The sequence below is a fragment of the Streptomyces sp. NPDC088732 genome, from assembly GCF_044751205.1.
Lineage (GTDB): Bacteria > Actinomycetota > Actinomycetes > Streptomycetales > Streptomycetaceae > Actinacidiphila.
Map to the genome: position 1 here is coordinate 62,543 of NZ_JBIVLI010000032.1, position 13,372 is coordinate 75,914.

Below are 13,372 nucleotides of genomic sequence, written 5' to 3' on the forward strand. Positions count from 1 at the left end.
ACCGGCGGTCAATCGACGCTAAATCGGCCCCCGGTGCGGTGCAACTTCGTGCCGCCAGGGGGGCTGCCCGTCCGGGAGTGGCACGGAACGGTGCGGCAAAGGCAAAGGCAAGGAGAGAGCTCTCCTTGCCACTCTCAACTTATAGCGCACTGGGGGGCTTGCGGCAAGGCCCCGGTCGTGCCGCAGAATCGTCGGCCGATGTCAGAACGTGCGGAAATGAGGGTGCGTGCGGGATCAGCAGGACGACAAGGCAAGCAGGGACGCGTACGTGCTGGGGCTTCAGGAGGTCGACGAGACGCAGGTCGCGGTCGTCGGCGGCAAGGGAGCGCACCTGGGCGGGCTGTCGCGGATCGAGGGCGTCCGCGTGCCCGACGGCTTCTGCGTGACAACGGCCGCTTTCCGGCGGGTCATGGCGGACGTACCGTCGTTCGGCGACCGGCTCGACGAGCTGTCGCGCGTGGACCCGGACGACCGGGCGGCGATCAGGACGCTCAGCGCGGCGATCCGCCGGGCCGTCGAGGAGACCGCCGTCCCGGACGGTCTCGCGGCGGCGATCACCGGCGCGGTCGCCGGGCTGGGTGAGCGGGCCGCGTACGCCGTCCGGTCCAGTGCGACGGCGGAGGACCTGCCGACGGCCTCCTTCGCCGGCCAGCAGGACACGTATCTGAACGTCGTGGGGCCGGCGGAGATCCTGCGGCACGTCAGCCGCTGCTGGGCCTCGCTGTTCACCGAGCGGGCCGTGACCTACCGCCGGCGCAACGGCATCGACCACCGCACGGTCCACATGGCCGTGGTGGTGCAGCGGATGGTCTTCCCGGATGCGGCCGGCGTTCTGTTCACAGCCGATCCCGTCACCGGCAACCGGAAGGCCGCTACCGTGGACGCGGGCTTCGGTCTCGGGGAGGCCCTGGTCTCCGGACTGGTCGACCCGGACGTCTTCACGGTACGGAACGGCGAGGTCGTCGCCAGGACGATCGCCGCCAAGGAGCGTGCCGTGCAGCCCCTTCCGGCGGGCGGTACGCGGGAAGTCGCGATCGACGCGCGGCGGCGGGAGCAGCCGGCGCTGACGGACGCGCAAGTGGTGCGGCTCGTGGAGCTCGGGCGGCGGATCGAGACCCACTTCGGCCGCCCGCAGGACATCGAGTGGTGCCTGGTCGACGACGGCTTCCGGATCGTCCAGAGCCGGCCGATCACGACGCTGTTCCCCGTTCCGGAAGCCGGCGACGAGGAGAACCATGTCTACGTCTCCGTCGGCCACCAGCAGATGATGACCGACCCCATGAAGGCCCTGGGGTACTCCATGTGGCAGCTGACGGCCATGGCGCCGATGCACGAGGCCGGCGGGAGGCTGTTCGTCGACGCCACCCGGCGCCTGGCCTCCCCCGCGAGCCGCGCCGCCCTCCTGGACATCATGGGGAAGGGGGATCCCCTGGTCAGGGATGCACTGGAAACCGTCCTCGACCGGGGCGACTTCGTCCCGTCGCTCCCGGACCCGGCCCCGGCTCCCGGCGGGCCGCCGGCCGGGGGCGCGCCCGAGCCGATCGGGAACGATCCGGCCGTCGTCACCGAGCTGATCGAGCGCAGCCGGGCGTCGGTCGCCGCCCTGGAGCGCGACATCCGGGCGAAGACCGGTCCGGCGCTGTTCGACTTCCTGCTGGAGGCCTTCGCCGAGCACAAGCGGGCCCTCGGTGATCCCTTGAGCATGCAGGCGATCATGGCGGGGATGGAGGCCACCTGGTGGCTCAACGACAGGCTGCGGGAGTGGCTGGGCGAGAAGAACGCGGCCGACACGCTCACGCTGTCCGCCCCCGACAACATCACGTCGGAGATGGGGCTGGCGCTGCTCGACGTCGCGGACGTCGTCCGCCCGCGCGCCGAGGTGGTGGCGTTCCTCCAGGGCGCCTTGGACGAGGGCTTCCTGGACGAACTGCCCAAGGTCCCCGGCGGGACGGAGGCGCGCGACGCCATCGAGGCCTACCTCGACCGGTACGGCATGCGCTGCGTCGGCGAGATCGACATCACCAGGCCGCGGTGGCGCGAACGCCCCACCGCGCTCGTGCCCGTGATCCTCGACAACGTCAGGAACTCCGGGCCCGGCGCGGCCGGGCGGCGCTTCGAGGAGGGGCGACGGAAGGCGGAGGAGAAGGAACGGGACGTGCTGTCGCGTCTGCGGGCCCTGCCGGACGGGGAGCGGAAGGCCGGCGAGGCGAAGTGGATGATCGACCGGGTCCGTACCTTCATCGGCTACCGGGAGTACCCGAAGTACGGCATCGTCAGCCGCTACTTCGTCTACAAGCGGGCCCTGATGGGCGAGGCCGAGCGCCTCGTGCGGGACGGTGTGCTGCCGGAGCAGGAGGACGTCTTCCACCTGACGTTCCAGGAGTTCCACGAGGCGGTGCGCTCCCGGCGGGTGGACGGCGGGCTCATCCGGCAGCGCAAGGAGGCGTTCCGCTCGTACGCCGCGCTCACACCGCCCCGGGTGCTCACCTCGGACGGTGAGGCCCTGAACGGGGCCTACCGGCGCGACGACGTGCCGGCCGGCGCCCTCACCGGTCTGCCGGTGTCGGCCGGGACCGTCGAGGGCAGGGCCCGTGTCGTCCTCGACATCGGGGACGCCGACCTCGCGGCGGGCGACATCCTGGTCACCACGTTCACGGACCCGAGCTGGTCGCCGCTGTTCGTCGGCATCGCGGGCCTGGTGACGGAGGTGGGCGGCCTGATGACGCACGGCGCGGTGATCGCCCGGGAGTACGGCCTGCCGGCCGTCGTGGGCGTGGAGAGCGCCACCCGGCTGATCCGGGACGGGCAGCGGATCCGCGTGCACGGGACCGACGGGTTCGTCGAGATCCTGTCCTGACCGGCGGCGCAGGCAGTGGCCGGGGTCGGGGTCCGGGCGTCAGACGGCCACGGCCTCGCCGATCTCCTCCTCGGCCTCCCGTTCCACCGGGGGCAGCGCGGCGGGCGGCGCACCGGCCCGGCGGGTGCGTCGTTCCGCCGCGTCCGCAGCGGCCAGGGCGATGAGTCCGGCACCGAGCCAGAGGACCAGCGAGGTGACCCGGCCGGCCAGGCCGGCGCCGGAGGGGAAGTAGAGGATGCTGCGGACGCCCTCGACGAAGCCCGCGCCGTTCCAGAAGGCGTGGAGGGCGCCGAAGAAGCCGTTCTGGAGTTCGGGGCGGAAGATGCCGCCCGAGGTGGTGAAGTTGAGCATGACGAAGAGGGTCATCATCGTCAGGGTGGTCCACCGCTTGAGGAAGGTGTGCAGGCCGACACCGATGGCGATGATGCCCGCCGAGTAGAGCCAGGCCATGGCCCACACGGCGGCGAGGTCGTGATCGACGATGTCGAACACCGGCCCCGCGAGCACGGTGCCGATGACGCTCACCACCAGTGAGGTCGCCAGGCCGATGGCGGCGCGGGTCCACAGCCGCAGCGCGGCGCCGGCCGCGCCGATCGCGGCCACGCTGGCGTAGGAGCCGATGCTGATGGTGACCAGGACGAAGAAGAGGCCCTGCCCTGTCGGGTCGCCGTGCGAGGTGGGCGCGACGTCCGTGACGTCCAGGGCGGTACCCGTGCGGTCGGCCACCAGGCGGAAGACGGTCTCGGCGGCCGTCGCGGTGGTGTCGGAGTTGGCCTTGGCGACCAGCAGGCGCGGATGGTCCGCGGACGGCAGGTAGGCACCGGCCAGGTCGCGGTCCATCAGCTGGTGCACGGCGGCGCCACGCGTGGGGACGGTCGTGACGTCCAGCGCGTCGCCGGCCTTGTCCTTGAGGGTCTGCGCGAGGACCTGCGCGCGCGGTCCGGTCCCGACAACCGCCACCTTCATCCCGTGCGGCTCGGGGGCGTGAAAGGCACCCAGGTAGGCGAGGCCCATGCCCAGGCACATCAGCAGCGGGGTCACCAGGTGGAGGGCTATGCGCCCCACGCTGTGGCGCAGACGGGGGGCCGCGTGAGCGTGGGCCCCTCCCGAAGCGGCGGCGGCCGAGGATGCGGTCATGGGGAACATACCTCTCGATGTGATTGGTAAATGCAACCTTCTTTCTTGTATAGTACATCTATATGGAGGAGGCCCGGATGCCCGCACGCGAGAACGCCATCGACACGATCCAGCGCGAACTCACCGCGTTCGCCCGCCGCGCCCGCACGCGCGCCGCGCAGATCCACCCCGAACTGTCACTGGTGGCGTACGGCATGCTCGACTACATGACGGAGCGCGGCGGCTGCCGCGGCACCGACCTGGCCTGCCACTTCCTGCTCGACAAGTCCACCGTCAGCCGCCAGACCGCGGTGCTGGAGCGCGCCGGCCTGATCGTGCGCGCCGCCGACCCGAACGACCAGCGCGGACAGATCCTCCACCCCTCCGAACAGGGCCTGCGCCTGCTGGCCGAGGCCAATGAACGACGCCGGCAGGCCTTCGCCGGACGCTTCGCCGACTGGGACGACACGGACGTGCAGCAGCTCGCCGACCACCTCCAGCGCTACAACGCGGCCGACTGAGCCCTCACGCAGAGCGCCCCCGGTCAGGCCCGAAGCGCCGGTGTGTGACGCGGCCACGGCCGGCCGGATCCGCCGGGCGGGCGGATCCGGCCGCGTCAGCGACGCCTGCCGCGCGGGGGCACGGCGGCCCTCACGCCTGTGCGGAAGCGCGGCGCAGCGTGAACCAAAACGTCGGGAAGGGGTTCGTGCCGGGGGTCACGTCGGTCAGGTGCCACCCGGCGAACCTGGTGCTGAGTTCGTCCGCGGTGACGCCGGGGACCGGGTCGTCCAGGGCTCCGGGGCCGTAGCCGAACATCAGCAGGCGCGCTCCCTCCGCGGCCCGCTTCGTGAGGCCGTCCGCGTAGGCGTCGCGGCGGTGCGGGGGGATGCCGCAGTAGCAGCTCAGGTCGAAGAAGAGGTCGTACGGACCGGGCACGCCCACCTCGTCGAGCCGGGTGGCGTCCCCGCACAGCACCGCGATGTCCACCCCCGCCGCGTCGGCCTTCCCACGGGCCTGCCGGACGGCGCGGTCGACCAGGTCGACGGCCGCGACGTGCCAGCCGTGCCGGGCCAGGTACACCGCGTTGGTCCCGGTGCCGCAGCCGAGTTCGAGGGCGCGGCCGGGCGGGACCGCGTCCGGGCCCTCCACGAGGGCGATCAGTTCGGGCGGCGTGACACCGCTGTCCCACGGTGGTTTGCCGTCCCGGTAGTAGTCCTCCAACGCGCGGCGCAGGGCCGCCTCTTGGTCGAGTTCCGCAGCGGTCCGAGGCTCGCTCACGACTGCCCTCCAGAAATCTAGAGTCCAACTCTAGTGACTGACTCTAGAGATAGACTTCCCCCATGGACGCGGTCAAGGGTTCCGGCCAACGCACCGTCAAACTCCCCGACAAGCGGGCCGAACGCTCGCGGCGCACCCGCGAGAGGATCGTCGCGGCGGCGCGGGAGTTGTTCGTCGCGCAGGGGTACGGGGCGACGAGCCTTCAGGAGGTCGCCGACCACGCAGGGGTGGCCGTGCAGACCGTCTACTTCGTGTTCCGAAACAAGCGCGCGCTGTTCAAGGACGTCGTCGACACGTCCATCGCCGGCGATGCGGAACCGGTCGCCACGATGGACCGGCCCTGGTTCCGCGCGGCATGCGCCGAGCCCACCGCCGTCGGCCAACTGCGCGCCCACGTACAGGGCGTCGGCGGGATCCTCGGCCGGGTCGGCCCGATCATGCCGCTGATCGCGGCCGCCGCGGCCACCGACCCGCAGATCGCCGCGGAGTGGGCCGCCGACCCGGATCCGCGGTACACCGTCCAGTACGCCGCCGCGGAGGCGCTGGTCGCCAAGCCCGACGTCCGCCCCGGCATCGATGCGGCCCGCGCCGCCGACCTGCTGTACGGGCTGCTCAGCCCCGAGCTGTACCTGATCTTCGTGCGCGACCGGGGCTGGCCCCCCGGGGCCTGGGAGGAATGGGCGCGCGCGGCGCTGACCGCCGACCTCTGCATCGTCCCGGAGTAGCCGCACTCGGCACCACACACTGCAGACATCCGATCTACTCCCGCGAGAGCGCCCCGACACTGGGCCTATCGTGCCGAAATCACGGACTAAATAGGGACAATACCCGCACCCATCGCAAGAAAGGTCGGACTAATTTGGCCTCCAGGCGTTGACGTGCCCAAGGCAAGTTGATTATTTATGAATACTTCTCGTGGGCTCCCCGCAACCCCTGGAAAGGACCCCTTGCCGTGTCCGCTTCCTCCCGCCGCGACTTCCTCCGCATCGCCGGCGTCACCAGCGGAGGTATCGCCCTGTCGGGCGGCCTCTCCCCGTTCGCCGCACACGCCGCCCCCGCCCGCCCGACCAGCGTGGACCTCGTTCCCGACGGCCAGGCCACGACGCTCTGGTACCGCACGCCCGCCAACGAGGGACGGATCATCCAGGAGGGCCTGCCGGTCGGCAACGGCCGGCTGGGCGCGCTGACCGGCTGCGACCCGGCGGACGACTTCCTCTACCTGACCGACGGCGCGTTCTGGTCCGGCGGCGCCAACGACACCCCGACCGACGACGGGCAACTCCCGTACGGTCCCGACGACTTCGGCAGCTTCGGCCTGCTCGCCAAGCTCCGGATCGCGCTGCCCGGCCACTCCGGTGACGCGGTCACCAAGTACCGCCGGCAGCTCGACCTCAGCAACGGCGTGGTCTCGGCGACGTACCTCCACAACGGCAGCGTCCACCGCCGCGAGGTCTACGCCAGCCACCCGGACGACGTGGTCGTCATCCGCCTCTCCGGCGGCCCGCACACCGGTACCGTCTCCTTGGCCGGCACCCACGGCGAGACCACCACGGGCGGCAGCGGGCAACTCGCCTTCAATGGCGCGCTGAAGAACGGCCTGCGCTACGCCGCCGCGGTGACCGCGGTCAGTTCCACGGGCCGGGTCAGTGTGGACGGCGACAAGCTGTCCTTCGCCGGCTGCCGTGAGCTGCTGATCGTGGTGTGCGGCGGCACGGACTACTCCCCCGACGCCGCGAAGGACTTCCGCGAGCCGGGCACCGATCCCCTGGCCGTGGCCCGCGCCAAGGTCGCCGCCGCGGCTAAGGTCTCCGGCAACGCGCTGCTGCGGACGCACGTCGCCGACTACCAGCGGCTCTACAACCGGTTCGCCATCGACCTGGGCGAGTCGTCGGCGCTGCAGCGCTCCCTGGACTCGTGGTCGCGCATCGCCGTCAGGTACACCGACGCGACGACGCCCGACCCGGAACTGGAGGCCGCGTACGTCCAGTACGGCCGCTACCTGACGATCACCGGCTCCCGCGACTGGCTGCCGATGAACCTGCAGGGCATCTGGGTGCACAACAACAACCCGGACTGGTACGCCGACTACCACACCGACATCAACATCCAGATGAACTACTGGCTCGCCGACCCGGCGGGCCTCGGCGAGAACTCCCTCGCCCTCGCCCGGTACTGCGTGTCCCAGCTGCCCGTCTGGACCGACGTCACCAAGCGGTTGTTCAACAGCGACCGCAACCGGTTCCGCAACAGCTCGGGGAAGATCGCCGGGTGGGCGGTCGCGTTCTCCACCAACATCCACGGCGGCAGCGGCTGGGCCTGGCACCCCTCAGGCAACGCCTGGCTGTGCAACTCGCTGTGGCGGCACTACGAGTACAGCCAGGACCGGGAGTACCTGGAGCTGATCTACCCGGTCCTCAAGGGCGCGGCCGAGTTCTGGCAGGCGCGGCTGATCACGACCACCGTCAAGGACGAGGACGGGACGTCGCACGAGGTCCTGATCGACGACACCTCCTGGTCGCCCGAGCACGGCCCGGACGGGAAGGGCAACACCTACGGCCAGGAACTGGCGTGGGAGCTCTTCGAGGAGTTCAAGACCGCCTCCCGCGTACTCGACCGGGACACCGGGATGGCCGCCGAGCTGGACGCGATGCAGGCCAGGCTCTACCTGCCCCGGGTGAGCCCGAAGACCGGCTGGCTCGAGGAATGGATGACCCCCGACAACCTCGGCGAGGTCACGCACCGTCACCTGTCCCCGCTCATCGGCTTCTACCCGGGCGACCGGATCGCCTCCGACACCGCTTCGCCGGCGCTGCTCGACGGGGTGCGGGCGCTGCTCACGGCCCGCGGCATGGACAGTTACGGCTGGGCGTGCGCGTGGCGTTCGCTGTGCTGGTCGCGGCTGAAGGACGCCGAGAAGGCCTACCAGCTCTATCTGACCGTGCTGCGGCCGTCCATCACCAACAGCAACGGCACCTCGGCCAACTGGTTCGACATGTACAGCCAGGGCAGCTACACGATCTTCCAGATCGACGCGAACCTGGGCGGTGCCACCGCCGCGCTGGAGATGATCCTCTACTCGCGACCGGGCGTCATCGAGCTGCTGCCCGCACTTCCCGACGCCTGGGCGGCGAAGGGTTCGGTGACCGGAGTGGGCGCCCGCGGCGGCTTCGAGGTGGACCTCGCCTGGCGCAACGGCAAGGTGACCGAGGCGACCGTCCGCAGCACCGGCGGAACCACGACCGAACTGCGCGCGGGCGCCTTCCGCAAGCAGCTCACCGTCAAGCCGGGGAAGTCCGTGACGGTACGGATCCCGTAGGTCGTCGGCGGTACAGGGGGGGTGTGCTCCGGCCGGTTGGAGCACACCCCCTCGGCCGTCGCGGTCAGCCGGGGCGTGGGCTCAGCCCAGCGGGGCGCCGATGTCCAGATCCTCCGCGAGCTTGCCCACAAGCGCTGGGGCGAGTGCAGGGACGTACCGATCCGCCCACAGCTCGACGAGAGCGAGGAAGCCGCTCAGCTCGGTGTGCACGGTCTGAAGCATGCCCAGCAGCTCAACGGCGGGAATTTCGATGGGCCGCTCATCGGCGCTGTCGGCCCACAGCCGGAGGAACGAGCCGGCGTGCTCGACGGCGTCGATCGCTGGGGTGCCGTTGCCCGAAGCCGCCGCGTCCTGCCCGAGTCGCCCAGAGCTGTACGGGCCCGGATCCGCCGCCCAGCGGCATGCGTAACGCTCGGAACTACGTCTCATTCCCACGGAAGTAGGAGTACGGCGCTACGGACACGCCCTCTGAAATGGCACGTTCATCGTCCTCGCCGGCTGTTGGATCGAGGTCGCCTGCCCACAGTGAGTCCATGGACCACACCGCGAAGCCGGCATGGAAGTCGTGACCGATGTCGGAGCGGGTGCTGGTGTACCCGCGGGCATGGAGTTCAGAGACGACATCATCGAGAAAGCGGTAGGTCAGCTGGACTCCGTCGAACTCGGCTTCGGCATCCCCGCCCCCGCCGCCATGACTGATCTCAACGAGTTCGACCGTGCCGTCCGCCGCATAGGTGATCACCAGCATTGGCGAGGTGTTGCAGACCGCGCGCTCGCCGCCGGGCCCGTGATGCGGCAGCCCGACGCGCTCCTCGACTCGCGAACGGTGCTCGCCGATTTTGACGAGGTCGACACCACGTCCGGGGATGACCTCCATGCCCCGATCCTGCCAGGGGCCGGAGCCGGGGCGGCGATACCCCCTCTGACACCTGCAAAGTCGACACCGTGCTCGCACACGCGCGGTCAGTGGCATGGGCCGACGTTCAGTCCTCGCCACAGCTGGTATCACTGGGTGTGTCGCCACCAGTAGCGTCCGACGACGAGCTCCTCGAGTTCACGGAGCCTCGCAGCAGCCATCTGCGCGGAGGCACCAGGGTGTTCGATCGCGGTACGGAGGTCGGAAGCGAGGTAGCTCGCCTCACGGACCTCGCATCCTGCTCGAAGAGTCTCCGGAGAGGTCGTCGTCGCGCGGGCGATGACGTCGAGTACGGTCTCCATGTGCGGCCCGCTGAATCGGGCCAGGAAGAACCAGTCATCGACCGGTTCGCCGAAGCGGGCCCATTCGAAGTCCAGCAGGGCCGTCACGCTTTGGTCGCACGCGAGCCAGTTGCCCCAGTGACAGTCCGCGTGAACCGGAACAACTGCTCGTGCATGCAGCGGTGCCCGCTCCGCGATCGCCGTCAGGCCGTCGAGCAGACGGCGAGGCACGGTTCCGTGCTGGTCGAGGGCGGCGAGGCTCTCAACCTCGGCAAAGAGCGCGGCCCGGCTGGTGAACCCGCCGTGGTCGAGAGATTCTCTGAGCGTGCGTTCGACGTGGGCCGTGGGCATCCAGCTGTGCAGTGCGTCGAGCCGCTGGACTGCCTCCTCCGCCAAAAGACGCGCGGTCACACCGTCGACACCGGGCATGCCCATACCGGGAGCCGCCCCCGGCATGCGGGCATAGCAGGCGTAGCGAACGTCCCGAGTCCCCAGGTGATGAAACCCGCTGCCGAGCAGAGGGGCCGTCAGGCCTAGTGGCAGGTGGGGCGCGAGCGTGATCTCCCGGTTCAGTCGCGCGTGGCCGTCGGCATCGATGATCTTCACGACGACGTCCGAGCCGACAAACACGTGATGGGAGCTGCTCTCAGCGGTGGTCATGACACCGGGGTCACGTCCGAGGGTCGCTACCGCGATCGCGCGAGCGGCATCGTGAGCCTGCCGCAAGTCGGTCATCAGTACTCCAGCCGTTGACGGTGATCTTGCTGGTGAGCTCGACGAACAGGCGGTGGGGCCAGCAATGATCATCGGTGCGTGACGACTGAGGATCAAGCGGATGCCGCGAGTCACAGCGTAGTGCCCGCCTGTTGGCGGGGGATGTTCGATCAGCTGATGAGCGGCATCGCGGGCCCCCTGACCTGATCCGCAGCGCGCGGTCATACCGCGCCATGGGGCTTGACGGATTTTCGCAGCCGCGATCCACGGTGTGAGCAGATGGGCGGTATGCCGGGCACAGGGGGCGAGCCCCTGGATGTTGCGGGTGTTGGCTGCGGAGACTCCGATGGAGAGGGGCTGACCGGTCCCCCCATACCCGGGCTCGGCTCCACTCGGTGAACCTCCGGCGTGCGGTCGGCCCGGACGGGTCAGACCCAGGCGGCAGTTGCCGCCAGGTACACCCCGCCGTGGCCAAGAAGCCGCCGGCCGAGTTCACACCCGGCCCTACTCAGCGTCCTGTGCCTCGATCAGGTCGAGGTCACGGACGCAGAAGCCGTGGTGCTCGAAGGTCTCGTGGAGCACCGTGCGGAGGCACTGCCGCACCAAACGGCCCCGGGCGTAAGGCGGCCAGACATCGTCGTCGGGCACCGGCGCTCGCGCTGCGAGCTGGACAGCGGTGACCTCGTCGAGCCAGGCGTCGAGCTCGGCGGCCTGCGCCTCGCGCACGCTCACGATTTCGTCGAGGCCCGGATCGAGCGAGAGGTCGAGCCCGTGCGCTTCACGGTAGGGCTCAACGGTCGGCCCGATGCCCATCGGCGTGAACAGCTCCGTCGAGCCCAGGCAGCAGCGGCGGAACCACGAGTCGTGGACGAAGACCAGGTGGCGCATCGTCTCCACCGCCGACCACTCGTCGTTCACGCTGCGGCGCTCGATGCCGGGCGTACGGCGGATTCTCTCGATCGTGGCGGCCCAGCCCGCATGGAGCTGACGCGATGCCTCGCGCAGATCAGCAGGGTCCTCCGAGCGGATCAGCACCCGCACCGGATGACGCCGGTCGAGCTCTGCCTCGACGTACTCGGTGACCTCGACACCGTTCACCACAAGGTTGGTGACGAGCCCGTCGATCACGGCATCCTGCATGACGACGCCGATCAGGCGTGCCCCGGTCAAATCGCACTCGCGGAACTCCACACCGTGGAGATCCTCATCAACATACCGCGTCATGCTTCGCATACTAGGTCCGAGCACCGACAAGCCAGCATCCCCGGATCGCGACTTGCGGGACAGGCATCAGACCCAATTGGTGCCCGAAAGTGGGGCGAAGTCATCAGAGACTTCTGCTGCGGATCGACGGCGATACCGCACGCTTCCGGTATTGAGCCGCGTCGGGCCGCCCCTGGGCCGTCCGAGGCAGGCCGACGTTGACAGACGACAACCGAGGCTGATGGTGTGCCCTCAGGTCACGATGGTCGGCCAGGAGAGACGCCCACGTGAGAGACCGGCCCTCCACTTCGACAAGAACTGTGCGCGCAGCCTTCGAAACGGCCGCCGGCGACCGATCCGGCCGCGCTTAGGATGATCGCATGGGGTCAGTCGTGGCGACGGGTGCGTGGCTGTATGACGGCACGGTGCCCACGACAGTTCGCGTAGTGATGCTCGACTACGACTTTTGGTACGCCGTCGGAGAGGCAGACGGAACCCTGCAGCCCGGCGAGGCACACGAAGTACGACCCCAACCGAGCCTTCGCCACCTCGCCAACCCCGGCAGTCTGACGCTCAGACTTGACCCGCAACGACATGAGATGTCTCTCGCCCGATGGCAGCTCCAGCCCAAAGCCTCTGCACACCGACCGTGCACCAGGGCGCAGCGTCGGAACACGGCCATCAACACCATCGCCGCATGAGCGAACCATCAGCCCTGGCACCGTTCCACCTGGACGAGGGCCGCGAATCCGAGCCCTCCCACTGCCTCTACCTATTCGAAATCGACATGGAGCAGGTCGCTGACGTCTTCGAGGGGCACAATGCCGAAAGCCACGGTCACGGCTGGGAAGGCCTGGCCGAGTCACTGGTCCGCTCCCGCTTGCCGGAAAGCGTCGACAAGCTCCACTGCCGAACTTTCCACCTATTGCGGGGTAACGACCCAGGGCGTGGCGCCTGACTTCCTCTGCATCAGCATTCAGGGATCTGTGCGGTCATGGCGAGCAACAATTGCTTTCGCAGATATTCCAGGAACTCCCAGAAGTCGACTGCAATTAGCCCCACGCCCGATTCATCAACGTCGTAGGTGGCACCGACGAGAGACCCGCCAAACAGTCGGTACACCTTTCCGTCGGTGGACGTCAGGGCGTACAGGCCACCCCCGCCGTCAGACGCGAACACGATGACCGAGTCAGTAACGGCCCCAATCACCTCGGCCGGCTGCCAGTCTCCGCGCCCAGCAACGACCTCTTCAGCGGAATTCACAAAGAATCCATTACCAACATCGGGCCACGATATCCGGAGTACCCGCTCATAGAATTTCAGCAGATCGCCAGGAGCCCCCATGGCCGAGAGAGCCCGGCGGGCATCAGACTCGGCTAGTGATGTCAGCATCAACTCGTTCGCGTCCGGCTCGTATCCGTACCACACCTCAAAGCCCCTCGAAAACTTCGAGGAGAGTCCCGCCATTTCCTCGACCCAGCTACTTATTTTCTCGCCAGTAGTAGGCACCGTACGTACCCCCTGTCGATCTGCGACCAGATTTCGTGACTGTAGATCAGACCGGGGCGCTGCCGCGCTGTCGTTTCGTGCGCGACCCGGTCCCGGGCACGCTCGACGCCAAGATCCTCAGCAGAGCCAAGGTCATTCGCGCCGACTCCCCCGACGTCCGGTGGTGGCCGGGCCAGGTCCAG

The 13,372-nt window shown here is 69.2% G+C and carries 12 protein-coding genes and 1 pseudogene; 5 read left to right on the forward strand and 8 right to left on the reverse strand.

Annotated elements, in window-relative coordinates; genetic code table 11:
• Positions 1-226: 226 nt before the first annotated feature.
• The gene (rph, locus tag ACIP9H_RS37650; protein ID WP_401963467.1) at positions 227-2,857 is read left to right on the forward strand and encodes a rifamycin-inactivating phosphotransferase; all 2,631 of its coding nucleotides are present in this window, start codon (positions 227-229) and stop codon (positions 2,855-2,857) included.
• Between the two features lie 39 nt (positions 2,858-2,896).
• On the opposite strand, the gene ACIP9H_RS37655 is transcribed toward rph, so the two are convergent.
• Positions 2,897-3,994: a hypothetical protein gene (locus ACIP9H_RS37655; RefSeq protein WP_401595582.1), complete on the reverse strand. Its 1,098-nt coding sequence runs from the start codon at positions 3,992-3,994 to the stop codon at positions 2,897-2,899.
• Positions 3,995-4,071: 77 nt separating this feature from the next.
• Between ACIP9H_RS37655 and ACIP9H_RS37660 the strand changes: the two genes are divergently transcribed.
• The gene (locus tag ACIP9H_RS37660; RefSeq protein ID WP_401595584.1) at positions 4,072-4,494 is read left to right on the forward strand and encodes a MarR family winged helix-turn-helix transcriptional regulator; all 423 of its coding nucleotides are present in this window, start codon (positions 4,072-4,074) and stop codon (positions 4,492-4,494) included.
• A 130-nt stretch (positions 4,495-4,624) separates the two neighbouring features.
• On the opposite strand, the gene ACIP9H_RS37665 is transcribed toward ACIP9H_RS37660, so the two are convergent.
• A complete protein-coding gene (locus tag ACIP9H_RS37665; protein ID WP_401963469.1) occupies positions 4,625-5,251 on the reverse strand; it encodes a class I SAM-dependent methyltransferase in 627 nt (208 codons plus the stop codon).
• Between the two features lie 62 nt (positions 5,252-5,313).
• Between ACIP9H_RS37665 and ACIP9H_RS37670 the strand changes: the two genes are divergently transcribed.
• Positions 5,314-5,976, forward strand: a complete 663-nt coding sequence (locus tag ACIP9H_RS37670) for a TetR/AcrR family transcriptional regulator (RefSeq protein ID WP_401963471.1) — start codon at positions 5,314-5,316, stop codon at positions 5,974-5,976.
• Between the two features lie 227 nt (positions 5,977-6,203).
• A complete protein-coding gene (locus ACIP9H_RS37675; protein ID WP_401595591.1) occupies positions 6,204-8,567 on the forward strand; it encodes a glycosyl hydrolase family 95 catalytic domain-containing protein in 2,364 nt (787 codons plus the stop codon).
• A gap of 81 nt (positions 8,568-8,648) precedes the next feature.
• Here ACIP9H_RS37675 and ACIP9H_RS37680 read toward each other — a convergent pair whose 3' ends face one another.
• The 5 genes and pseudogenes from ACIP9H_RS37680 to ACIP9H_RS37700 form a co-directional block, all read right to left on the reverse strand.
• Positions 8,649-8,996: a hypothetical protein gene (locus ACIP9H_RS37680; RefSeq protein ID WP_401595593.1), complete on the reverse strand. Its 348-nt coding sequence runs from the start codon at positions 8,994-8,996 to the stop codon at positions 8,649-8,651.
• Positions 8,986-9,444 (reverse strand): hypothetical protein, encoded by a 459-nt coding sequence (locus ACIP9H_RS37685; protein WP_401595596.1) that lies wholly within the window; start codon positions 9,442-9,444, stop codon positions 8,986-8,988. The genes ACIP9H_RS37680 and ACIP9H_RS37685 overlap by 11 nt, the downstream gene beginning before the upstream one ends.
• Before the next feature lie 128 nt (positions 9,445-9,572).
• Positions 9,573-10,499, reverse strand: a complete 927-nt coding sequence (locus tag ACIP9H_RS37690; protein WP_401595599.1) for a phosphotransferase — start codon at positions 10,497-10,499, stop codon at positions 9,573-9,575.
• A gap of 209 nt (positions 10,500-10,708) precedes the next feature.
• A pseudogene (locus ACIP9H_RS37695) lies at positions 10,709-10,956 on the reverse strand (transposase); the annotation flags it as partial.
• Positions 10,957-10,982: 26 nt separating this feature from the next.
• Positions 10,983-11,702, reverse strand: coding sequence for a DinB family protein (locus ACIP9H_RS37700; RefSeq protein WP_401963474.1), 720 nt, complete (start codon positions 11,700-11,702; stop codon positions 10,983-10,985).
• A 676-nt stretch (positions 11,703-12,378) separates the two neighbouring features.
• Here ACIP9H_RS37700 and ACIP9H_RS37705 point away from each other — a divergent pair.
• On the forward strand, positions 12,379-12,639 hold the full coding sequence (locus tag ACIP9H_RS37705; RefSeq protein WP_401595604.1) for an Imm51 family immunity protein: 261 nt from the start codon (positions 12,379-12,381) through the stop codon (positions 12,637-12,639).
• Positions 12,640-12,650: 11 nt separating this feature from the next.
• On the opposite strand, the gene ACIP9H_RS37710 is transcribed toward ACIP9H_RS37705, so the two are convergent.
• A complete protein-coding gene (locus ACIP9H_RS37710; protein WP_401595606.1) occupies positions 12,651-13,190 on the reverse strand; it encodes a hypothetical protein in 540 nt (179 codons plus the stop codon).
• Positions 13,191-13,372: the final 182 nt, after the last annotated feature.